Here is a 22467-nt window from a genome sequence, read left to right as displayed (position 1 = left end):
TTCCTCATGGCCTTGCCAACGAAACAGAAACACCTTGCCCGACCCCGACACACATGGCGCAAAGCGCAGAAGTTTTCCCGGTTTCGGACAACTCGACTGCGGCGGTTCCCAAGATCCGAGCACCTGTCATGCCCAAGGGATGTCCTAAGGCAATCGCGCCACCGTTTGGGTTGATGTGACCTGAGAACGGGTCAAGGTTAAGCTCGCGCAAACATGCAAGCGCCTGGCTTGCGAAGGCTTCGTTCAATTCGATGACTTCAAACGCATCAGGCGTCGTCTTTTGCATCTCGCAAAGCTTGGAAATCGCAGGTATGGGACCGATCCCCATCATCCGTGGCTCCACGCCGGCCGACGCCGCACCCGTGATTTCTGCCATCGGGATCAATTGCAACCTGTCAACCGCGCGTTCAGAGGCAACGATCATTGCGGCAGCACCATCATTCACACCCGACGAGTTGCCTGCCGTCACGCTACCGCCATTTCGAAATGGGGTCGGAAGCGACGCAAGCTTATCCAAACTCGTCGGGCGCGGGTGCTCGTCATGCTCGACCAGTAATGGATCACCTTCTCTTTGGGGTATGGAAACAGGAAGGATTTCCCGACTCAAACGACTGTTTTCCTGCGCTTCGGCCGCTTTAGATTGGCTGCTTACCGCGAACGTGTCCTGCTCCTCGCGCGATATGTCAAAAGCTTCGGCCACATTTTCGGCCGTTTCGGGCATTGAATCGATTCCGTATTCCGCTTCCATCAGCTTGTTGACAAAACGCCAGCCGATCGTCGTGTCAAATATCTGGGCCTTGCGAGAAAAAACACTGTCCGCCTTGGGCATGACGAAGGGCGCTCGCGACATGCTCTCGACGCCTCCAGCAATGATCAACTGCGCCTCGCTCGATCGGATTGCGCGATAAGCGGTGACGACCGCGTCCATGCCGGATGCGCAAAGCCGATTGAGCGTCATGGCAGGTACCGTCACGGGCAAGCCAGCCAGCAGCGCGGCCATGCGTGCCACGTTGCGATTGTCTTCGCCCGCCTGGTTCGCACAGCCCAGAAGCACCTCATCAATCGCGTGGGCGAGTTCCGGGCGGTGCTCGATAAGCCCCCGGATGGGTATCGCAGCAAGGTCATCCGCCCGCACCTTGGAGAGAACTCCACCATACCGTCCAATCGGGGTGCGCAGGTAGTCACAGATAAAAACGCGCATGATGTCTCCTTAGTTCCCTGCAACGTTGGGAAGCCATGTCGCGATGGAAGGCCATCCAAGAACCATGGTCAGAACGATGACCTTAATCAGTACAAAGGGAATTACGGCTCGATAGATCGCCGGCATCCCAATCTGTGGAGGCGCGACCCCGCGCATCACAAAGAGCAATAGTCCAAAAGGTGGTGTCAGTAGCCCGATCTCCATCGTCATGAGATACACAACGCCCAGTATCAGTGGATCGATACCCACAGCCGCGGCCAATGGTACGAAAATTGGCACCGTAACCATCAACATGCTCACTTGGTCGACAAAGCAGCCCAAAGCGAAGAGGATCAGGATCATCAAGAGAATGGTCCCGAGTGCCGAAAGGTCGTACATTTCAATTGTGCGGATGAGCCCCGAAGTTGCCCCGGAAAAGGACAGGACCTGTGCAAATGTCTGCGACGACAGGATGATGAACAGGATCATGACCGACAGCTTCACCGTTTCCATCACGGCGGTTGTGACCCGCTCCACGCTCAAAGCCCGATACCCCAAACCAACGATGAGCGATGCAACGCACCCAAGGGCCGCGCTTTCCGTCGGCGTGGCCCATCCGATGAACATGGACCCGATCACTGCAACAAAAACAATCGACAGCGGCACCACATAGACGAGAAAGGGTGTGAACCGCTCTTTGAGTGTCATGGCCTGCATCGTATCAGGCGGCGCCAGGTCGGGCGAAAGCGACACGCGCACGACGATGTAGAGCACGAACAGAACCGTCAGAGTGATCGCTGGCAGAATTCCGGCAAGGAGCAACTCGGAAATTGAAATACCGGCAAGACTTCCCACGAGAACGGCCAACGCCGAGGGCGGGATCAGCATCGCAATCGCGCCCGATGCCATAATCGGCCCCATGGCAAGCGTCGGCGAGTATCCCTTTTTTAGCATATTCGGCAATAGGGTGGAGCCGAGCATCGCGGTATTGGCAATGGTCGAACCAGAAAGCGCCGCAAAGATCGTGCCGCCAAAGACTGTTACAACACTAAGCCTGCCGGGAATACGGGTAACAAGGCGGTCCACCGCATCTATCGCACGATGTGCAATCCCGGTCTGGAACAGGATCTCTCCCATCAGGATAAAAAGCGGGATCGGGGCAAGTTGGAAATTGGTGATGGTCGTCGACGCGTTGCGTGCCATCTGAACGACGCCTTTCTCGCCACCCAGAACGAGCCAGGCCCCCACCAGCGTCACCGTCAGAAACGAATAAGCGACGGGCAATCCCAGAACGAGCAGCCCCAAAAGGCCACCAACCATCAATAGCAGAATGAGCTCCCAAGCCATCATGTCAAAGCCCAGTCTGGTTAGGTCGCACATCCTGTTTCACAAGAAACTGGCGTACGAATTCTAGAGCAAGAAGAAGGAACGAGATGGGCATGACTGACAACACCCACCACTCTGGAAAGGTGAACGACGCGCGCACCACGGATCCGCGGTGAAACGACGATTGAGCCGCCTTAAAGGCGAACCAGCAGATCACGACGCTTACGAGGAACCCAAGAAAGGCCAGGATGCGGCCGTGGACATGTCGCGCCGAATGCGGCAAGGATGACGACAGGATATCAACCGTTACATGCGCGTGTTTCGACAAGACCCAGGGCGCGCCCATCAGGGCAACCAGCAAGAGCCCATATTCCACCAATTCGAGCAACCCGAATATCGGGGTGTCGTAGGCGTTGCGCAGCACGACATTCACCGTAATGCCGACCACGATGGCGCAGATTATAGCGCCAGAGGCAGCTGCGCACAGGCGCAACAGCTTGTCGAATATGTTCCAGAAGCCCCGCATCTTATCGGGTCAGGCAGGCTTTGAGATCTTTGGCTGTTACCGCATCAATACCGGCAACGGCGCTCCAGCCTTCCTGTTCCGCAGTCTCGAGCCATTTGGCCGCGCTTTCAGCGTCAAAGGTGATCGTCTGGATACCGGCTTCAGCCTGAGCCGCCTTCTCGGCTTCGTTCACGGACAGGTTTTTTTCGGATTGCTGTTCGGCCCAGATGGCTGCGTCTTCCAGTACCTGCTTGGCTTCGTCCGAGAGCCCGTCCCAGGTGTCGAGATTGACCAGCGCATTGGTGTCGGCCTGGTAAAAGCCCGGATCAACCCGGTATTTGGTCTGTTCCTGCCATCCAAGGTCCAGAACACCCTGAATCGGCCAGCCATAACCATCAATGGTGCCACGCTCCAGCGCCGAGTAAACCTCGCCGGGTGCGGTGCGCACCAGGTTTGCGCCCAGAGCTTCGAACATCGCACGATAGACCGGCGTCGTGCGGATGGTCAGACCATTCAGATCCGGGCCATCAATCGGCTTGGTCAGGTACAGGTGAAACGGGACATGATCGACAAGCCGCACCAGATACTTGACGTTCATTTGCTGCTGATGCAGTGCGTCGATCTTGTCCAGGCAGCCATTGGCACGCTGGTCAACCGCCGAATTGGTGTTGAGATGCAGCGCATCGCCGACCGGAAGCAGGTTCGTATAGAAGGCCGATGTCACGTTTGCCACGTCGATGACACCAGACGATACGGCGTTGCCGAGTTCGAAGGGCGGAACCGCCTCGGGGCCGCCCATGATCTGGATCTGAACAACGCCTTTTCCGGTTTCGTTCACCCGGTTGACGAAGGTTTCGAAAGGGCGCGAGAACGTCGTGCCGCTGGCGAAGGCGGTGACGCCGCGGAGCGTGACCTCCTCTGCAAACACGGGGCCTGACACCGCCACGGTGACCGCTGTTGCAATTATTTTGTTCATTTCAAGTCCTCCCAAAATTCCTGGCCGGTGGACCGGACAGGGTTATTTCCGGCCCCGTTCAGGCACCGGCTTCTTTCACAAAGTCACGAACATCGGCCCTCCGCGCCAACGCGGAAATCCGAAGCCGTTGATCATGACAACATCAATGACCCCGGACGAAGCGGCGATGCCCTCATCAAGGATCCGGTGGCCCTCTGACCTCATGGCCGCGAGCAGGCGGTCCATGATGACATCGGGGGCAAAGCTCTGGCGGATGATCCCATTGCGCTCGGCTTCCTCCTCGATCAACCGCTGCACTTCGGGATCCGGGCTCCCCATTTTTGAGGCCGAGTAGTCATACCAGCCCTTGCCTGTCTTTCGGCCCAGCCGGCCCATCTCGCAAAGCCTGTCGGCGATCTCGACATAGCGTTCATCTGCGGGGCGCGCTGCGGCCCGCCGCTTGCGCATGGCCCAGGCGATATCCAGCCCCGCAAGGTCTTGCATGGCAAAGACCCCCATCGGGAAGCCGAAATCCGTCATTGCCTGATCGACTTCCTGCGGCAGAGCGCCATCCTCGATCAGGTAGTCAGCTTCCCGCCGATAGGCCGACATGATCCTGTTGCCGATGAACCCGTCGCAGACACCCGAAGCCGCATAGGTCTTGCCTAGCCGTTTTGCTAGAGCCACGCCGGTCGCAACCGCCTCGGGCGTCGAGGCATCGGCAACAACGATCTCCAATAGCTTCATCACATGGGCTGGCGAGAAGAAATGGAGGCCGATAACACGGCCCGGATCGGCCACCGCAGAGGCGAGTTCGTTCACATCCAGATAGGACGTGTTCGTCGCCAAGATCGCATCTCTCCGCGCATGGGCGTCAAGCTTTTGGAGGACCTGCCGCTTCACATCGAGGTCCTCGAACACCGCTTCTATAATCAGGTCGCAATCGGCAAAGGCGGCATAGCCGGTCGCCCCGCGCAGAGCCTCGATCCGTTGTTGCAGGACCTGCCTCGTGATCTTGCCGCGCTTGACGGCCCCCTTAAGCGCGTCTTGGACGCGCGAAATGCCGACCGACAGCGCAGACTCGTCGCGTTCGACCATATTGACCGACAGGCCAGAAAGCAGGCAGGCCGCAGCAATGCCTGCACCCATCGTGCCGCCGCCGACGACTCCGATCCGCCGCAAGGGCAGCGGCGCGACACCTTTTGCCCGATCGATCCGCGCAGCTTCGCGTTCGGCAAAGAACACATGCCGCAGGGCAGCACATTGATCACTGTCTTTTAGCGACAGGAAATTTGAACGCTCAATGGCAAACGCCTCTGCGGCGGGAGACGTAACAGACTTTTCCACGGTCTCAATCGCAATTTTCGGCGCCAATGTTGCGCCGGCGCGTTGCAGCAGGGCGGCCTTGGCCGCGGCGAATGCAACCGGGCTTGAAGGTTTTTTGGGAGCCTGGCCTGACAACGCGCCCGGCAGGGCGTGATTGGCGACGCGACGGGCAAAATCCACCGCTGCTGCCATACCCGGGCCCTGCGCAACCGCGTCGACCAGTCCGATATTGCGGGCGGCTTCTGCAGAGACCATCACGCCGGTGGCGATCATCTCGAGGGCTATGTCGCTTGCCAGAAGCCGGGGCAATCGCACTGTGCCACCGGCACCCGGTATCAGCCCGAGCTTCACTTCAGGCAAGCCAAGCTTCGCCTCTGGGGTCGCGATGCGGTAGTGGCAGGCTAGCGCCAGCTCCAGCCCGCCTCCGAGGGCTATGCCCTCAATCGCCGCGACCCAAGGTTTCCCGGCCCGCTCAACCCGCGAGAGCACTTCGGGAAGAACGGGTTCGGCTGGCGGCGCGGCGAATTCGCGAACATCGGCTCCGCCGCAGAATTGTCCTCCATCTCCCAGAAGGACAACCGCGCGGACCGACGGGTTGCGCTCGGTTTCAACCAACGCATCCAGCAATCCTGCGCGGACGGCCTGTCCCAGAGCATTCACGGGCGGGTTCTTGATTGTTACAACCGCAACGTCGCTGGATATGTCGACGGTCACAGTCATGCAAAGGCCTGCAAGCCGGTCTGTGCGCGCCCGAGGATCAGCGCATGGATATCGTGCGTACCCTCATATGTGTTTACGGCCTCGAGGTTCATCACGTGACGAATGACGCCGTACTCGTCAGAGACGCCATTTCCCCCGTGCATGTCGCGCGCCTCGCGCGCGATGGTCAGCGCCTTACCACAATTGTTACGCTTCATGAGGCTGATCAGTTCCGCCGGAGCAGTGTGCGCGTCCATCATGTGACCCAGGCGCAGCGCGCCCTGCAAGCCCAGTGATATATCGGTCTGCATATCGGCAAGTTTCTTCTGGACAAGCTGCATCTGTGCCAGTGGCTTGCCGAACTGCTTTCGTTCAAGGGTGTAAGCACGTGCCGCATGCCAGCAGGCTTCCGCGGCACCCATCGCCCCCCAGGCAATACCGAATCGAGCGCGATTAAGGCAACCGAATGGTCCGGAAAGCCCCTCGACATGCGGCAGCAGGTTTTCTTCAGGCACAAAGACTTCATCCATCTGGATCATGCCTGTCACCGAAGCGCGCAGGCTGAACTTGCCTTCAATTTTTGGCGCGTTCAGACCCTTCATGCCCCGGTCCAGTATGAACCCCTTGATCTTTCCGCCGTGCGCTTCGGACTTAGCCCAGATGATGAACACATCCGCGACAGGCGAGTTTGTTATCCAGTTCTTCGCGCCCGAAAGCAGGTATCCGCCATCTACGGGTTTGGCGCGAGTCAGCATTCCACCGGGGTCCGACCCATGGTCCGGTTCGGTCAGGCCAAAGCAGCCGATCAGTTCGCCACTGGCAAGGCCCGGCAGGTATTTGCGGTGCTGTTCTGCAGTGCCATAAGCAAAGACAGGATGCATGACGAGGCTCGACTGGACCGACATCGCCGATCGGTAGCCGCTGTCCACGCGTTCGACCTCGCGTGCGACAAGCCCATATGAGACATAGTTCGCGCCGACACCACCAACCTCTTCAGGCAGAGTCGGGCCCAGAAGGCCGAGCTCTCCCATCTCGGTCATGATTTCGCGGTGAAAGACCTCATTTCGATTTCCTTCAAGAACCCTGTCCAAAAGTTTATCCTGGCAATACGCGTTTGCCGTATCGCGAATAAGTCGCTCCTCATCGGTCAACTGAGAATCGAGCAGGAAAGCGTCGTCCCATGTCATGGCCGGCATTTTGCTGCGCGCCTGGCGCGCTGCGCTGGATTGGCTCGTATCGGCAGACATCTTTCTCTTCATCCCTTTGGAATTGTGCTGTGTTTGATCCTGTGAGATTCGGGATTATATTTCAAGCATAAAATTTCATATTTAAAATACATTGAGATTGCGCTAGGTTAGAGAAAAGTCTGAATGAGGGATTCGATGGATCACATAGACGGCACCCATGCGGTAGTCACCGGCGGCGGCACAGGTACTGGAGCGGCGATCGCCGAAGCACTGGCTCATGCGGGCGCCAAGGTTACTGTGATGGGTCGGCGCGAGGCACCGCTGCGCGACGTGGCCAAGCTGCACAAGTTTATTGGTTGGGTCACCTGTGATGTGGCGGATCCAGCATCAGTGCACGCTGCCTTTCGGCGAGCGCGGGCTCTGAACGGGCCCGTGAGCGTGGTGGTTGCCAATGCGGGCACCGCTGAGAGTACACCGTTCAGAAAGATGACCGCTGAAGGGTTCCAGGCGATGTTGGATGTGAACCTCAAAGGTGTGTTCAACAGCTTTCAGGCCGGGCTGGCGGATATGGAACGCGCAGGAGGTGGCCGGCTCATTGCCATCGCCTCAACCTCCGGGCTCAAAGGCTATCCCTATGTGGCCGGCTATTGTGCCGCCAAACATGGAGTCGTGGGCTTGATCCGCGCGCTGGCGGTGGAATTAGGTCAGACCGGCATCACAGTCAACGCTATCTGCCCGAGCTTCATTGAGACACCCATGCTCGAACGGTCCATCGCAAATATCGTGGACAAAACTGGCCTCAGCCCTGAGGCAGCGGCAAAGTCTCTGCGCAAAGGCAATCCGCAAGACCGCTTCATTCAGGTGGATGAGGTGGCGGGTGCGGCCCTCTGGCTCTGCTCTGAGGCAGCCCGGTCGGTGAACGGCCATACCCTTACACTGTCGGGAGGAGAGATATGACAGCCGCTAATCCTCGCCACGAAACAGGACCGGACAGCAAGACCCGATTGCGCCTCTGGTTGAAACTATTGAAAGCCACGCGCGCAGTTGAATCCAGCCTGCGCGAGAACCTCCGCAATGATTTTGCCTCAACTCTACCACGGTTTGACGTGATGAGCGCTCTGGCGCGCAACAAGAGCGGGCTAAAGATGAGTGAACTTTCAAGCCTCCTCAAGGTTTCGAACGGCAATGTTACTGGCATCATCGAACGACTGGTTGAGGACGGGCAAGTGCTGCGCGAGTCGGTGCCGGGTGACCGCCGTGCCAACCGGGTTCGATTGACACATAAGGGCGAAGAGGAGTTCGCCCGACAAGCAAACCGTCACGAGGCCTGGGTGAATGAACTGCTGGGTGCGATTGACGCCGATGAGGCACGCATGATCATCGCTACGCTGGATCGTATTCTGACGGAGGGAAGATCATGACCGCCACCGACACCACCCATTTCTTGTGCACGGTCAAGGACGGCATCGCGCGAATCGCGCTGGACCGGCCCGAGCGCAAGAATCCGCTGACCTTCGAGAGCTATGCCGAACTGCGCGACTGGTTCCGTGATCTGCAGTACAATGACGATATTAAATCGGTGATCTTTGCTTCTAATGGCGGCAATTTCAGCTCAGGCGGCGATGTGCATGACATCATCGGGCCGCTGACGCGCATGAACATGAAGGAACTACTAAAATTCACTCGCATGACCGGCGATTTGGTCAAAGCGATGGTGAACTGTGGTAAACCGGTGATTGCCGCCATTGATGGGATCTGTGTGGGTGCTGGCGCCATTATCGCCATGGCATCTGATCTGCGTATCGCCACGCCCGAGGCTAAGGTAGCGTTCCTGTTCACCCGTGTCGGGTTGGCAGGTTGTGATATGGGTGCATGTGCAATCCTGCCCCGGATCATAGGTCAGGGCCGTGCGGCTGAACTTCTCTATACCGGGCGCGCGATGAGCTCCGGGGAAGGCGCCGCCTGGGGTTTTCATAACCGGGTGGTGAGCGCGGATGCACTGGAGGGCGAAGCCAAAAAACTGGCACAACAGATCTCGGCAGGGCCAAGCTTCGGCCACATGATCACCAAGACCATGCTGGCACAGGAATGGTCTATGTCAATCGAACAGGCGATCGAGGCTGAGGCTCAAGCCCAGGCGATCTGTATGCAAACCGAAGACTTCGAACGCGCCTATCATGCTTTTGTTGCCAAGAAAAAACCTGTTTTCCAGGGCGATTGAAGGCGACATTTTTTAGGATGGAATGGGCCGACGGTGCCCCTTGGAGGATAAGATGGCTGACCAAAGCTTCCTGACCTGGCCGTTTTTTGACGATAGCCACCGCACGAAGGCCGACGCGATGGAGGCCTGGTGTGCGGGTCTACAAGTGGATCACGGCGATATCGACGCGGCCTGTCGCAAACTGGTGGCTGAATTAGGTGCTGACGGCTGGTTGCAGGCAACAGCAGCCAAAAAGGGTGAGCGGTTGGACGTGCGGACACTGTGCCTGAGCCGTGAAATTCTGGCTCGTCATGATGGGCTGGCCGATTTCGCCTTTGCCATGCAGGGCTTGGGTACTGGGGGAATTTCTCTTTTCGGGACACCCACGCAGCAGGCCGAATGGCTGCCACTCACCCGCAGTGGCCAAGCGATCTCGGCCTTTGCGTTGACCGAACCGCAAGCCGGATCGGATGTTGCAAATTCCGCCATGACCGCCACCGTCGATGGTGACGATTATGTGCTGAACGGAGAAAAGACCTGGATCTCGAATGGTGGCATCGCAGATGTCTACACGCTCTTTGCGCGAACAGGGGAAGGTCCTGGGGCACGCGGGTTGAGCGCTTTTATCCTGCCTAGCGGTCTCCCCGGGTTCGAGGTGGTCGAGCGGTTGGAAGTGATGGCACCGCACCCATTGGCACGGCTCCGGTTTACAGATGTAAGGGTGCCTAAATCGGCGTTATTAGGTGCACCTGGACAAGGATTCAAAGTGGCGATGTCGGTACTTGACGTATTCCGTTCGACCGTTGCTGCAGCGGCATTGGGTTTTGCGCGTCGCGCGCTGGACGAGGCTTTGAAACGCGTCACCACCCGGCAAGTGCAGGACGCACCATTGTTCGATCTGCAGATGGTACAAGGCCATATCGCCGATATGGCACTGGATGTGGATGCCAGCGCGCTGCTAACCTACCGTGCGGCCTGGACCAAAGACATGGGGGCCCCGCGTGTCAGCCGCGAGGCGGCCATGGCCAAGCTTTATTCTACGGACCAAGCACAGCATGTAATCGACCGGGCAGTACAACTGTTTGGCGGGGATGGTGTGCGGCGTGGCGAAAAGGTCGAAGAACTTTACCGCGACATTCGAGCACTGCGGATCTACGAGGGTGCCAGTGACGTGCAGCGAGTGGTGATCGCCCGGCAAGCACTAGAGGCATACGTCGGGGCAAGCAGCCAAAAAGTAAAGAAACACCCATAAACTTCTGCAATGCAACGTCGGCAACCGAATATCGAAGAGGAACTCGGGCAGTGTCCAAACCATTCGTCCACCGTCAAAAAGTACTGTTTCGGCATTGTGATCCGGCGGGAATAGTCTTCTATCCGCGCTATTTCGAGATGGTGAATGACTGCGTCGAAGCCTTCTTCGGGGATGTGTTGAACTACCCATTCGAAGCGCAGTCGGCGAACCAAACAGGCGTTCCGACAGTTCAAATCGTAGCCACCTTCTCAGCGCCAAGCCGGCATGGGGACTCCTTGGAATTCACCCTCACTCCGGTCGCAGTGAGCACGAGCAGCTACAAGTTTAACATTCTGGTCACTTGCGGGGATCAGAAACGCGTGTCGGCAGATATTACGTTGGTTCACGTAAACAACGACCGCGCCGCGCCGTGGCCACCCTCAGTCAAGGAGCGCCTTACCCAGCTTACAGGAGAACAGCAATGAAAAACAAAATAATTCATCCGGAAGGTTGGCCAAAGGCAAAAGGCTATGCCAATGGCATCCTGAGCGCTGATGGTGTGCTTGATATCGGTGGCCAAATCGGATGGACACAAGATCAGGTCTTCGAGTCACATGACTTTATTGGGCAGATGGAGCAGGCACTACGTAACATCGTCTGCGTTGTCGAAGCAGCGGGCGGGCAAATTGAAGATATCACGCGGCTGACATGGTATGTCGTCGACAAGAATGAATATCTTGAAAAACAGTCTGAAGTCGGAGCGGCCTATAGAAAGGTCTTGGGCCGCCACTTTCCCGCGATGACGATGGTCGTTGTGTCCGCGCTCGTGGAAGACGAAGCATTGCTAGAGATCGAAGCAACAGCGAGATTGAGCATAAGTTAACCGTTTGATCGCGCACCAGGAGCGGCCGGGCGATCAATCGAAATGGTTTTCTCGAACCCTGGCGGCGTTCACGTTTAGCTTCCTGAGAGTTTCGATCACGGCGTCAATTTTTTCCTGGCCAATATCCTGCAACAGTTGCTCTCTTGCGTGGCGCAAATCCGGCTCGGCGTCACGCAAGAGTGCGGCGCCGTGCTCGGATAATGTTACCTGAACAAAACGACGGTCGCTGGCGGATAGTTCCTTCTTGACCAGCCCTCGTTCCGCAAGCTTGTCAACTGTCCGTCCGGTAAAAGTTCTTTCACCAACCACACGTTCGGAGAGTTCGCAGATGGTCGATGGTTTTGTTTTGTCGAGTGACTGGAGAACACGCCACTCAAAAGCCTTCAAACGGTGCGGCTCAAGCACGGCGTTCATTAGATCACGAATTTCGAAGTTGGCTTGAGCGATGTGGTACTCTACCGGTTTTGGCTTGCAGGAGCTTCTGAACTCTTCCTTTTGATCAGCTTCCATTGTCTAGCCTCCAGCAACGCCGAATGAATCCATAGCAATGCGAAACTACGTTTGCAAACAGTGCGACACCCAGTGCGCCAGAAGTCTGAGCACGAGAATAAGCCAAGTGGATTCATTCGCCGATTCCTCGGGTAAGGAGATTCGAACCGCAGGCAAGACGCGTACAGCCAGTCAAATCCTAATTTGATGCAATGGCGTTTCGGTTAAATTCGCTCTTCCATTGGAGGTTCTCGATCTCGACCGTATCTCAGGACCTTTGCTTCGAGCAGGCTGAAGGCGATGGATGATACCTCATTTGGCGGCGGCTATGGCTCTCGCCTCTGCCGTCATCTTCTGGCGTAACAATCAAGGTGTCTGGACGCTAGAACATCACCCCCGGCAACCATGTCGCAATTTGAGGGACGAACCAAATCAGCAGCACCCCGATGGCTTGCAGGCAGATGAACGGTATGACACCGCGATAGATCTGCCCGGTTGTGATCTCTTTTGGTGCCGCTCCACGCAGATAAAAAAGCGAGAAGCCGAAGGGTGGCGTAAGGAACGAGGTTTGGAGATTGATTGCCAGAATGATGCCCAGCCAGATCGGGTCATGGCCGAGCAAGATGAGCGTCGGAACGACAAGGGGGAGGACAATGACCGAGATTTCCACGAAATCGAGGAAAAAACCCATCAAAAAGACGATCAGCATGGTTACGATTAACGCGCCAACGGCGCCTCCCGGGAGATTTTGAAGCCAGTGCGCCACGCGCTCCTCGCCACCGAGCCCTATGAACACCAGCGAGAACATACCGGCTGAAAGGATCGTCGCAAAGATCATGGCGGTCATTGTCATCGTCGAGGTCAGGGCATCCTGGACCACTTTCTGACGGACCACGTTGATCAAGGCGGCAGCGATTCCGGCGACACCAATTACCGCAAGTAGAATGTAGACTACGCCGGCGACGAGGTCTCCGGTGGCTAGATCGCTGCGCTGGAAGCGTACCGGGAATACGCCCGCAGCAACGGCGAGGGCGACAAGCGCTGCGGCGCCGGCAAGGATTGCGCCGCGATAGCGGCCAAGCCTCGCGCCTGCCATAAGCAGCGCGCCTACTGCACCAACCCCTGCGGCTTCGGTCGGCGTCGCAACTCCCGAAAGGATCGAGCCCAGCACGGTAACAATTAGCAAAACCGGCGGAACTACTGCTTTTAGAAGTTCACTCAGGCCCGGGCGGGAGAAGCTGAGGTCAGCAGGCGGCATGTCCTGGGGGCGGGCTATGCCTCGCGCGAGGATGTAGAGCAGGTATAGCGCGACCAGAAGAAGACCGGGCAATAGTGCTGCCGCAAAGAACTGACCAACCGATAATGCTTCCACTGAGAATTTGCCCTGCTCGTATTGCGCTTGCTGGTAGGCGTTCGACATCACGTCAGCGAGGATGATGAGTAGGGTCGAGGGCGGGATAATCTGGCCAAGCGTACCCGCTGTACACACGATGCCGGATGCCACGCGCGGGTCGTATCCAGACCGCAGCATTGTCGGCAGGGCAATCATGCCCATCGCAACAACTGTCGCACCAACGATGCCGGTTGAGGCTGCCAGCAAGGCGCCGACCAACACAACCGAAATGCCTAGGCCACCGCGCAATTGCCCGAAAGCTCTACCCATCGTATCCAGCAGCTCTTCTGCAATGCGGCTTTTCTCCAGTAGTGCTCCCATTAGCACGAAAAGTGGGATGGCAATCAAAACCTGGTTGGAGATCAGGCCGAAGACGCGTTGACCGAATGCACCCAGAAGCGAAATATCCATGACGCCAAGTATCCAGCCGAGATAGGCGAAGATAACGGCGATACCTGCGATACTGAATGCAACCGGAAAACCGGACAGGACCGCCACGACTAGCGCCGCGAACATCAGCATATCGAGATTGGCGCTCATTCCGAGCCCTCCGTGAACAATCGGATCAAGATGGCAATGGATTGCAATGCGACCAAGATGCAGAAGAGCGGGATCAAAGATTTAAGAAGAAATACAGCCTCGATGCCGCCGACAGAAATCGGGCCTTCGAGAATTTTCCATGAATTTCGCACCGATGCCCAGGACCACCAAGCTAGCGCAGCCATTGACGGCAACAGCAGGAACAAGTGCCCAAATATATCGATGCGACGCTGAATGCTGCGGTTAACACCGGCATAGAAGATGTCGACGCGGACATGTTTATCGACAAGGAGGGTATAGCCCGCTGCCAACATGAAAAGCGCGGCGTGTAGATAGAGCACGCTTTCCTGCGCTACGATTGAGTTAACCCCGAACACATAGCGCCCAATGACGATTCCAAACTGGATAAGTACCATCAAAAGGGCAAACCACTTTAGAACTGCGCCGAGACGCGTGTTTAACTGGTCAACCAGGTCAGCGAAGCGTTTCATCAGAGCCCCCTGCTCGAAAGTGTAGCGGCGCGGGGAATTCGACCGCGCCGCCCTCGATTCAATAGCCCATCACAGACGCGCGGGCGTTCATTTGCCCATTGTCCGCAAAAGTCATATAGCCGCCGACACTGTCTCGGTAGGCAATAAAGCTTTCGGTGATGCGCTGAACAAGCTCGTCTTCGTCGCCACGAAGCTCTTCGATGACCTCGGCTGCCGCGGCACCCATTGCGTCAATGACATCCTGTGGGAATACGCGAACCTGGACGCCGTCCTCGTCGACCAGCTTTTTGAGTGCTAGCGCGTGCTTTGTCGTGTACTCGGTCCAGACCGGGTTATAGAGGCTTTCGCAGGCAAATCGGACGACCTGTTTCAAATCCTCTGGAAGTTCGGCAAAGACGCTTGTGTTGATACCGCATTCTTCGGCTGACGAAGGTTCACCGACACCGGGCCAGTAGTAGTTCTTGGCAACCTGTTGATAGCCAAGCGCGCTGTCGGTCCAAGGCCCGATAAACTCTCCTGCGTCGAGCGCGCCGGTCTGAAGGGCCTGGAACATGGCTGGACCGCTCATAGCTTCTGCGGCCATGCCGAGCTTACGGCACATCTCGGAAGCCAACCCGGTGGTGCGGAACTTCATACCTTTGAGATCTTCGACCGATTTGATCTCGTCGCGGAACCAACCACCCCATTGCGGGCCAGAATTGCCGCAAAGGAATGGCTGGATTCCAAAGCGACCATACATCTCATTGTAAAGCTCTTGGCCGCCGCCGTGGTACAACCAGCCAAATTGTTCATCCGCGCGTAGACCAAAGGGTTGTGATCCGAAAAGCAGTATGCCCTTGGATTTCGACCCCCAATAAGCTGGAACCGCGTGATACAGTTCGGCCGTGCCCTCGCTGACGGCGTCGAAAACGCCCGGTCCTGGCACAAGTTCACCAGATGCAAAAAGCTTGACCTCAATCCGTCCACCCGAAAGCGTCGTAATACGGTCCGCCAGCATTTGAGCCGCAACGCCGGGTCCAGGCAGATTTTTCGGCCAAGCCGTGACCATCTTCCATTGGCGCACGTCTTGTGCGATTGCCGGGCTTGCCAGCGCTGTCGCCGCCGCGCCGACTGCGCCAGCCGACAGAAACTTGCGTCGATCCATGATCTTTCTCCTCTTTGATGATCTCAGATGTTATGCCGCCATCGCCCAACGACGCACGTTGGGCGATGGGTTGGCGTCAGTTCCCCAATATTCCAGGCAACCTCAGACCGTGTTCACGCGCGCAATCCAGCGCGATATCGTACCCGGCATCGGCATGGCGCCAAACGCCCGAGGCCGGATCATTCCACAAAACACGTTCCAGCCGTTTGGCGGCTTCCGGTGTACCGTCTGCGCAGATTACCACGCCCGCGTGCTGGCTGAACCCCACGCCGACGCCGCCGCCGTGGTGCAGCGACACCCAGGTCGCGCCCGACGCGGTGTTGACCAGAGCATTCAGAAGCGGCCAGTCACTCACCGCGTCCGAGCCATCTTGCATCGCTTCTGTCTCGCGGTTGGGTGAGGCAACGGAGCCGCTGTCGAGGTGATCGCGACCGATCACGATGGGGGCTTTCAACTCGCCGCTGGCGACCATCTCGTTGAATTTCAGACCCGCGCGGTGACGATCCCCCAGACCAATCCACGCGATACGGGCGGGCAGGCCCTGGAACTCGATCCGGTCTTGGGCCATGTCCAGCCAGTTGTGCAGATGTTCGTTCTCGGGGAACAACTCTTTCATCGCCTGATCGGTTTTGTAGATATCCTCGGGGTCGCCCGACAGCGCGGCCCAGCGGAACGGGCCGATACCCCGACAGAACAGCGGGCGGATATAGGCCGGCACAAAGCCCGGGAAGTCAAAGGCGTTTTCCAGCCCTTCCTCAAGCGCCATCTGGCGGATGTTATTGCCGTAATCCACGGTCGGGATACCCTTGGCGTGGAAATCGACCATCGCCCTTACCTGTACCTTCATCGAGGCCCGGGCGGCCTTTTCCACGGCTTTCGGATCGCTTTCGCGCTTTTCGCGCCACTCTGCCATCGACCAGCCCTGCGGCAGATAGCCGTTGACCGGGTCGTGGGCCGACGTCTGGTCGGTTACGATATCGGGCCGGACGCCGCGCCGGATCAACTCCGGGTAGACATCAGCAGCATTGGCCAGAAGGGCAACCGACTTGGCCTCGCCCGCCTCAGTCCAGCGGCGGATCATCTCAAGCGCATCGTCAAGGCTGTCTGTCTTTTCATCGACATAGCGGGTGCGCAGGCGGAAATCGATGCTGTCGGGGTTGCATTCCACAGCCAGACAGCAGGCGCCCGCCATTACCGCCGCAAGCGGTTGCGCGCCACCCATCCCACCAAGGCCGCCGGTCAGGATCCATTTGCCCTTCAGATCGCCGTCATAGTGCTGGCGACCGGCTTCGGCGAAAGTCTCGTAGGTGCCCTGCACGATGCCCTGCGACCCGATGTAAATCCACGACCCTGCGGTCATCTGGCCGTACATTGCGAGGCCCTTGCGATCCAACTCGTTGAAGTGATCCCAATTGGCCCAGTGCGGCACGATGTTGCTGTTGGCAATCAGAACACGCGGCGCGTCCGAGTGGGTTTTGACGATCGCAATCGGTTTGCCGGATTGAACGACAAGCGTTTCGTCCTCTTCAAGGTCTTTGAGGCCGGCGACGATCCGGTCGAAGTCATCCCATGTCCGCGCCGCGCGCCCGATGCCGCCATAAACCACCAACTCATGCGGGTTTTCGGCCACGTCAGGATGAAGGTTGTTCATCAGCATCCGCAGCGGGGCCTCTGTCATCCAGCTTTTGGTATTCAGCTCGGGGCCCGTCGGCGGATAGATGTCACGGGTGTTCTTACGAGGGTCGTTCATGTCGGCCTCCAGGTTTTGAGGGTGTCTAGGATTTCTGAAAGTGCGCGTTGCAGTCTTTCCGCGCGGGATGAATCAAAGGCCCAGGGTGGGGCTTCGTTTGCCAGGTAAGTGCTTTGGGTAAGCTCCATCTGAAGGGCATGAACGCCCTTGGCAGGTTGACCATAGTGGCGGGTCGTCCACCCACCTTTGAACCGACCATTCACAACACTGGAATACCCCTTGGTCGTCGCGCAGATCTCTGCTGTTTTCTGCTCTAGCTCAGGATCGCAGCTTGTGCCGTCATTGGTGCCGAGGTTGAAATCGGGCAGGGTTCCTTCAAACAGAAACGGAATTTGTGAGCGGATTGAGTGGCAATCGAACAGTATTGCGAAGCCGTGTAGCGTGCGTACCCGTTCAAGTTCCGCCCAGAGTGCCGTGTGATAGGGCGAGTGATAAGCAATTTTACGTCGCGTAATTTCGGCCGCATCCGGCTCGTGACCTTCGCGGTAGATCGTTTTGCCGTCAAAGTCGGTCAGCGGGCACAGAGTGGTTGTATTCTGACCGGGGTAGAGGCTGACGCCGCCCGGATCGCGGTTCACATCGATGGCATAGCGGTGGATGGCAGTTCTGACCCGTGTCAGGTCGGTGCCGAGGTCCGCGTAAAGCCGGTCGATGTGCCAGTCGGTGTCTGCCAAGGCGCGACCGGTCTCGTTCAGTCCGGCGGCGATGTCATCCGGAAGGTCGGTGCCCGTATGCGGCAGACCCAGAACGATGGGGCTGTCACCGCGGTGGGTTTCGATGAAACTCATGGGGCTTCCTTTCCGGCGACAACCCTTGAGTATAGAGGGTTTATGCCGATGCCATAGGACAGTTCGGCCGGGTCGGTGACGTTCCAGACCGCAAGGTCAGCGCGTTGGCCCGGGGCGATTGTGCCCACATCGGACAAGCCAAGCGCGCGGGCTGCGTTGCGTGTGGTGCCCGCCAACGCCTCGGCTGGGGTGAGGCCAAACAGAGTGCAGGACATGTTCATGGCCAGAAGCAAAGATCCCAGAGGCGATGAGCCGGGGTTCCAGTCTGTTCCAACAGCCATGGGTACTCCGCACTTTCTGAAAGCTTCCACCGGTGGCGCTTGCGTTTCGTTGATCGCGTAAAAGGCCCCGGGCAGCAGAACTGCCACGGTGCCGGCCTTGGCCAGTGCGTCGGCATCAGCTTCGGTGGCATATTCGACATGATCCGCCGAAAGCGCCCCGTACCGCGCGGCCAAAGCGGTGCCGCCGATGTTCGACAGCTGTTCGGCGTGAAGCTTGACCGGCAAGCCCAATTCGACCGCTTTGTCAAATACGCGCGCGATTTGATCGGGTGAAAAGGCGATCCCTTCGCAAAAGCCATCCACCGCATCGACCAGACCTTCCGCATGGGCCTCTTGCAGGGTCGGCAGACAGATCGTGTCGATATAGGTGTCGGCGTCCATCTCTTTCGGTTCGGCATGGGCGCCAAGAAAGCTGGTCAACACCCGCACGGGACGTTGGTCGGCGATGGCACGCGCGACGCGCAGCATCTTGAGTTCGGTGTGGCGGTCCAAGCCGTAACCGGACTTGACTTCGATCGTCGTAACGCCCTCGGCAATCAACGCGTCAGCGCGCGACAGTGCGGTTTTGAGCAATGTCTCTTCTGATGCCTCCCGCGTTGCGGAAACGGTCGAGACAATTCCACCACCTGCGCGGGCGATTTCTTCGTAGCTGGCCCCTTCTAGGCGCATCTCGAACTCTCGGGCGCGGTTTCCGCCATGCACGATGTGGGTGTGGCAATCGATCAGGCCTGGGGTGACAAGCCGCCCATCAAGGCCACGGCGGCTGAAATCTGTGTACTCGGCTGGCAAGTTCGAGCGGAGCCCGACCCAGGCGACAGAGCCATCCTGAATTGCGATCGCGGCATCGGAAATCAGGCCGTAGCCACTGCCGGTCATTGTGGCTGCTGAAAGATCTGTCAGGATTTCGGGTTCCACTTTCGCCCCCTTGTTAAATCGCTACATATTGCTATTATGTCGCTACATAATAAGTCAAGGGCAATCTGAGATGTATGAAATCAAGGCAAAACAAGCGCTTCTGCCAGACGGCTGGGGATCAAACGTTACGATTGTCGTCGGCAATGATGGGCGTATCGATTCGGTCACACCTGGCGCGGCAAGTGGCCCGGCGACCCATGATTTGATCCTTCCGGCCCAGACCAATCTGCACAGCCACGCTTTTCAGCGGGCTATGTCCGGCCTGACGGAAGCACGCGGGCCTGATCCGCGCGACAGTTTCTGGACGTGGCGCCGATTGATGTACCGCTTTCTGGATCAGCTCAACCCGGATCAGGTGCAGGTTATCGCGTCGCTGGTCTATATGGAGATGCTTGAGGCGGGATATGCCTCAGTCGCTGAATTTCACTATCTGCACCACGATGTGGGCGGACGGCCCTATAATGACCTTGCTGAAATGGCCGTGCGCATCACGGCTGCGGCAAGCGAAACCGGAATTGGCCTGACGCTCTTGCCTGTCCTTTATTCCAACGGCGGATGCGACGGGCGCGCGCTGCTGGGTGGACAGCGCCGGTTCGGCAATGATCTGGACCAGTTTCTGGTATTGCATGACAAAAGCGCTGCCCTGATCGGAAAGGCTGCGGACGATTATTCGATCGGCATCGCGCCCCATTCATTGCGCGCTGTTTCTACCGAATCGTTGCGCGAACTGGTGACTGGATCGGCCGCAAAAGGCCCCATACATATGCACTTGGCAGAGCAGGTTGCAGAGGTTGAAGAAGTCGAGGCTCATTTGGGCGCGCGACCGGTTGAGTGGTTGTTGGAGAACCACGATGTAAATGACAGATGGTGCTTGATTCACGTCACGCAGATGAAAGATCACGAAACCTGCGGCCTTGCAGCCACCGGGGCGGTCGCGGGGCTTTGTCCGATCACCGAATCCAACCTGGGAGACGGCATCTTCGAAGGCACGACTTATCTGCCCGCCGGCGGGCAGTTTGGCGTGGGATCGGATTCCAACGTGCATATCTCGGTGTTTCATGAATTGGCAACGCTTGAGTATTCGCAGCGTTTACGAGACCGTAGCCGCGCTGCGTTGGCGACACAAGAAAAGTCGACCGGGCGTGTTCTCTATGAAACGTCTGCGCGAGGCGGAGCCCAGGCCGGAGGACGTATGTCTGGCCGGATCGAGGCCGGAAGCTGGGGTGACCTAATCGGGTTCACCACCCATACTTCAGCCCTTGCCGGGCGGCACTCCGACCAATTGCTGGACAGCCTCACATTTTCCGGGCAAGGCTTCGAAGCGATTACCGATGTGTGGAGTGCGGGCCGTCACATGGTTAGGAATGGTCGACATGTGCTCCGCGATAAGATTGTCGGGGACTATGTCACGCTTATGAAAACACTCCAGTTGGAGATCTGATGGCGAAACCAAAGACAACTTGGAAATCTGTCCGCGACCGTGTGCGAGATGACATCCTAGCCGGCCAATACAGGCCTGGGGACCGCTTGCCCCGTGATGCAGATCTTGCCGAAAGTCTCGATTGCGCACGTTCTACCGTGCAACGGGCGATGCAAGATCTCGTTGACAGCGGCTTGATCGAACGCAGGCGCAAGGGCGGGACGCATGTCCGGAGCGACCCCATTGCGCGCGCAACACTCGATATTCCAGTTGCCCGGCTGGAAATTGAGCAAAGCGGACGCGAATATGGCTATCAGTTGATCACCCTGGAAAAGGCCGTACCGCCAGCTTCTACTCTCGCAAAGCTGGGCATTCCTTCACCCCGGCCGCTGTTGCGCGCGGATGCGCTACATCTGGCGGACGGGCGACCGTACATTTTGGAAGAACGATGGATATGCGCTCAGACCACCCCCGAGATTCTGCAGGTGGATCTGACCCTGATCAGCGCAAACGAATGGTTGGTTAAAAATAAGCCTTACTCGCGTTACGAACTTCGCCTCTATGCGCAGAAAGCAAGTGGCACAACTGCGCAGCGAATGGAGATCGATCAGGGTGATGCGCTGCTTGTTATTGAGCGCGCGACATTCGAGGAAAATCGCCCCATCACATTGGTTAAATCCTTTGCGCAGCCAGGCTATCAGCTTCTTGCAAGCACTTGACCGAAGCGCCTCTTAGTCTCGTAGAAGGGCTTGCAGAATGTTTTTATCGCTCAGTTTGCCAACGATCCGGCCGCCATCGGAGATGTAGCTGTCACCGGTGCGCGCAATGTGGGACCGGATGAGTTCTTTGACGGGTGTGGAAATCGGATGCACTGCAGCGTGGGATGGGGCAGGACCCTCGGAAGGTTGCATAACTTCAGCAGCACGGAGCACGCCAAGCGGGTTCATTTCGGCAACAAATTTGCGCACGTAATCGGTCTGTGGACGCAGCACGATGTCTTGTGGTGTGCCGAGCTGAACCATTCGCCCGCCTTCCATGATGGCGATCCGATTACCCAGCTTCATGGCTTCGTCCAGATCGTGACTGACAAACAGGATAGATTTGTCGAGAACGTGCAAAAGTTCCAGTAACTCATCTTGCAGCTCATTGCGGATCAAAGGATCAAGCGCCGAGAAGGGTTCATCCATCAACAGGATCGGCGCTTCGGTCGCCAACGCTCGAGCCAGGCCAACACGTTGCTGCATTCCTCCGGACAGCTCTGAAATCTGCATATGAGCCCAATCTGCCAGATGCACGGTTTCAAGCTGCTTCATGGCTTTTTCAAGCCGCACCGTCTTGTCAACACCAGCGGCCTCCAACCCGAATGCGGTGTTTTCTAGCACGCTGCGCCACGGCAGTAGACCGAATTGCTGAAAAACCATCGAAATCTGCTTGCGTCGCACGTCGCGCAGTTGCCCCGCCGACAGATCGGCGAGGTCAACAAGCCCGTTTTCGGTGCGCACTTCGACCGTTCCGCGGGTCAGCGGATTGAGGCGGTTCGAGGCTCGCAAAAGGGTTGATTTTCCAGACCCCGAAAGTCCCATTAAGACAACAATCTCGCCTTCGTTCAGATCCAGCGTACAATCGTGCACGCCCAACACTTGCCCTGTTTCCTTGCGAATTTCCTCGCGTGATTTTCCCGCGTCCATCAGCGGCAGTGCTGACTTTGGGTTGTCTCCAAAGACAATATTTGCTGCGCTGAATCTCAATACTGGTTTGGTCATC

22 protein-coding genes are annotated in these 22467 nt (G+C 57.7%); 8 read left to right on the top strand and 14 right to left on the bottom strand.

What is annotated here, in order from left to right; translation table 11 throughout:
* Positions 1-4: 4 nt before the first annotated feature.
* From pcaF to ACR3E6_RS18555, 6 genes are all read right to left on the bottom strand, one after another.
* Positions 5-1204, bottom strand: a complete 1200-nt coding sequence (gene pcaF, locus ACR3E6_RS18580; protein WP_480489156.1) for a 3-oxoadipyl-CoA thiolase — start codon at positions 1202-1204, stop codon at positions 5-7.
* Between the two features lie 6 nt (positions 1205-1210).
* A complete protein-coding gene (locus tag ACR3E6_RS18575; protein WP_480488663.1) occupies positions 1211-2527 on the bottom strand; it encodes a TRAP transporter large permease in 1317 nt (438 codons plus the stop codon).
* A gap of 4 nt (positions 2528-2531) precedes the next feature.
* Positions 2532-3032, bottom strand: coding sequence for a TRAP transporter small permease (locus ACR3E6_RS18570; RefSeq protein ID WP_480488662.1), 501 nt, complete (start codon positions 3030-3032; stop codon positions 2532-2534).
* A gap of 1 nt (position 3033) precedes the next feature.
* Positions 3034-3987, bottom strand: a complete 954-nt coding sequence (gene dctP / locus ACR3E6_RS18565; protein WP_480488661.1) for a TRAP transporter substrate-binding protein DctP — start codon at positions 3985-3987, stop codon at positions 3034-3036.
* A gap of 75 nt (positions 3988-4062) precedes the next feature.
* Positions 4063-6012, bottom strand: coding sequence for a 3-hydroxyacyl-CoA dehydrogenase NAD-binding domain-containing protein (locus tag ACR3E6_RS18560; protein ID WP_480488659.1), 1950 nt, complete (start codon positions 6010-6012; stop codon positions 4063-4065).
* Entirely contained in the window at positions 6009-7187 is a 1179-nt protein-coding gene (locus tag ACR3E6_RS18555; RefSeq protein WP_480489155.1) for an acyl-CoA dehydrogenase, read from the bottom strand. Before ACR3E6_RS18555 ends, ACR3E6_RS18560 begins: the two co-directional genes overlap by 4 nt.
* Before the next feature lie 186 nt (positions 7188-7373).
* On the opposite strand from ACR3E6_RS18555, the gene ACR3E6_RS18550 reads away from it, so the two are divergent.
* The 6 genes from ACR3E6_RS18550 to ACR3E6_RS18525 are packed head-to-tail and all read left to right on the top strand — an operon-like array spanning position 7374 to position 11492.
* The gene (locus ACR3E6_RS18550; RefSeq protein WP_480488657.1) at positions 7374-8135 is read left to right on the top strand and encodes an SDR family NAD(P)-dependent oxidoreductase; all 762 of its coding nucleotides are present in this window, start codon (positions 7374-7376) and stop codon (positions 8133-8135) included.
* Positions 8132-8599, top strand: a complete 468-nt coding sequence (locus ACR3E6_RS18545) for a MarR family winged helix-turn-helix transcriptional regulator (RefSeq protein WP_480488655.1) — start codon at positions 8132-8134, stop codon at positions 8597-8599. The genes ACR3E6_RS18550 and ACR3E6_RS18545 overlap by 4 nt, the downstream gene beginning before the upstream one ends.
* On the top strand, positions 8596-9399 hold the full coding sequence (locus ACR3E6_RS18540; RefSeq protein ID WP_480488653.1) for an enoyl-CoA hydratase family protein: 804 nt from the start codon (positions 8596-8598) through the stop codon (positions 9397-9399). The genes ACR3E6_RS18545 and ACR3E6_RS18540 overlap by 4 nt, the downstream gene beginning before the upstream one ends.
* 52 nt (positions 9400-9451) lie before the next feature.
* Entirely contained in the window at positions 9452-10630 is a 1179-nt protein-coding gene (locus tag ACR3E6_RS18535) for an acyl-CoA dehydrogenase family protein (RefSeq protein ID WP_480488651.1), read from the top strand.
* 50 nt (positions 10631-10680) lie between these two features.
* Positions 10681-11094 (top strand): acyl-CoA thioesterase, encoded by a 414-nt coding sequence (locus ACR3E6_RS18530; protein ID WP_480488649.1) that lies wholly within the window; start codon positions 10681-10683, stop codon positions 11092-11094.
* On the top strand, positions 11091-11492 hold the full coding sequence (locus ACR3E6_RS18525) for a RidA family protein (protein ID WP_480488647.1): 402 nt from the start codon (positions 11091-11093) through the stop codon (positions 11490-11492). The genes ACR3E6_RS18530 and ACR3E6_RS18525 overlap by 4 nt, the downstream gene beginning before the upstream one ends.
* A 33-nt stretch (positions 11493-11525) precedes the next feature.
* Here ACR3E6_RS18525 and ACR3E6_RS18520 read toward each other — a convergent pair whose 3' ends face one another.
* The 7 genes from ACR3E6_RS18520 to hutI form a co-directional block, all read right to left on the bottom strand.
* Positions 11526-12002, bottom strand: a complete 477-nt coding sequence (locus ACR3E6_RS18520) for a MarR family winged helix-turn-helix transcriptional regulator (protein ID WP_480488645.1) — start codon at positions 12000-12002, stop codon at positions 11526-11528.
* A gap of 361 nt (positions 12003-12363) precedes the next feature.
* On the bottom strand, positions 12364-13914 hold the full coding sequence (locus ACR3E6_RS18515) for a TRAP transporter large permease (RefSeq protein ID WP_480488643.1): 1551 nt from the start codon (positions 13912-13914) through the stop codon (positions 12364-12366).
* Positions 13911-14405, bottom strand: coding sequence for a TRAP transporter small permease subunit (locus ACR3E6_RS18510; RefSeq protein ID WP_480488641.1), 495 nt, complete (start codon positions 14403-14405; stop codon positions 13911-13913). The genes ACR3E6_RS18515 and ACR3E6_RS18510 overlap by 4 nt, the downstream gene beginning before the upstream one ends.
* Positions 14406-14463: 58 nt before the next feature.
* On the bottom strand, positions 14464-15549 hold the full coding sequence (locus ACR3E6_RS18505; protein WP_480488638.1) for a TRAP transporter substrate-binding protein: 1086 nt from the start codon (positions 15547-15549) through the stop codon (positions 14464-14466).
* A 76-nt stretch (positions 15550-15625) separates the two neighbouring features.
* Positions 15626-17299, bottom strand: coding sequence for a urocanate hydratase (gene hutU / locus ACR3E6_RS18500; protein ID WP_480488636.1), 1674 nt, complete (start codon positions 17297-17299; stop codon positions 15626-15628).
* Complete coding sequence (gene hutG, locus ACR3E6_RS18495; RefSeq protein ID WP_480488634.1) at positions 17296-18087, bottom strand: N-formylglutamate deformylase; 792 nt, start codon at positions 18085-18087, stop codon at positions 17296-17298. The genes hutU and hutG overlap by 4 nt, the downstream gene beginning before the upstream one ends.
* The gene (gene hutI, locus ACR3E6_RS18490; RefSeq protein WP_480489153.1) at positions 18084-19244 is read right to left on the bottom strand and encodes an imidazolonepropionase; all 1161 of its coding nucleotides are present in this window, start codon (positions 19242-19244) and stop codon (positions 18084-18086) included. Before hutI ends, hutG begins: the two co-directional genes overlap by 4 nt.
* Before the next feature lie 109 nt (positions 19245-19353).
* Between hutI and ACR3E6_RS18485 the strand changes: the two genes are divergently transcribed.
* Together ACR3E6_RS18485 and ACR3E6_RS18480 are read left to right on the top strand one after the other, a co-directional pair.
* A complete protein-coding gene (locus tag ACR3E6_RS18485; protein ID WP_480488632.1) occupies positions 19354-20724 on the top strand; it encodes a formimidoylglutamate deiminase in 1371 nt (456 codons plus the stop codon).
* Positions 20724-21422 (top strand): GntR family transcriptional regulator, encoded by a 699-nt coding sequence (locus tag ACR3E6_RS18480; protein WP_480488630.1) that lies wholly within the window; start codon positions 20724-20726, stop codon positions 21420-21422. The genes ACR3E6_RS18485 and ACR3E6_RS18480 overlap by 1 nt, the downstream gene beginning before the upstream one ends.
* 12 nt (positions 21423-21434) lie before the next feature.
* On the opposite strand, the gene ACR3E6_RS18475 is transcribed toward ACR3E6_RS18480, so the two are convergent.
* Positions 21435-22466 carry a quaternary amine ABC transporter ATP-binding protein gene (locus ACR3E6_RS18475; protein ID WP_480488628.1) on the bottom strand — a complete coding sequence of 344 codons (1032 nt, stop codon included), beginning with the start codon at positions 22464-22466 and terminating at the stop codon, positions 21435-21437.
* Position 22467 lies beyond the last annotated feature (1 nt).

This window comes from Ruegeria sp. AL3 (genome assembly GCF_056536065.1).
This window is presented reverse-complemented; position numbering and strand designations above follow the sequence as displayed.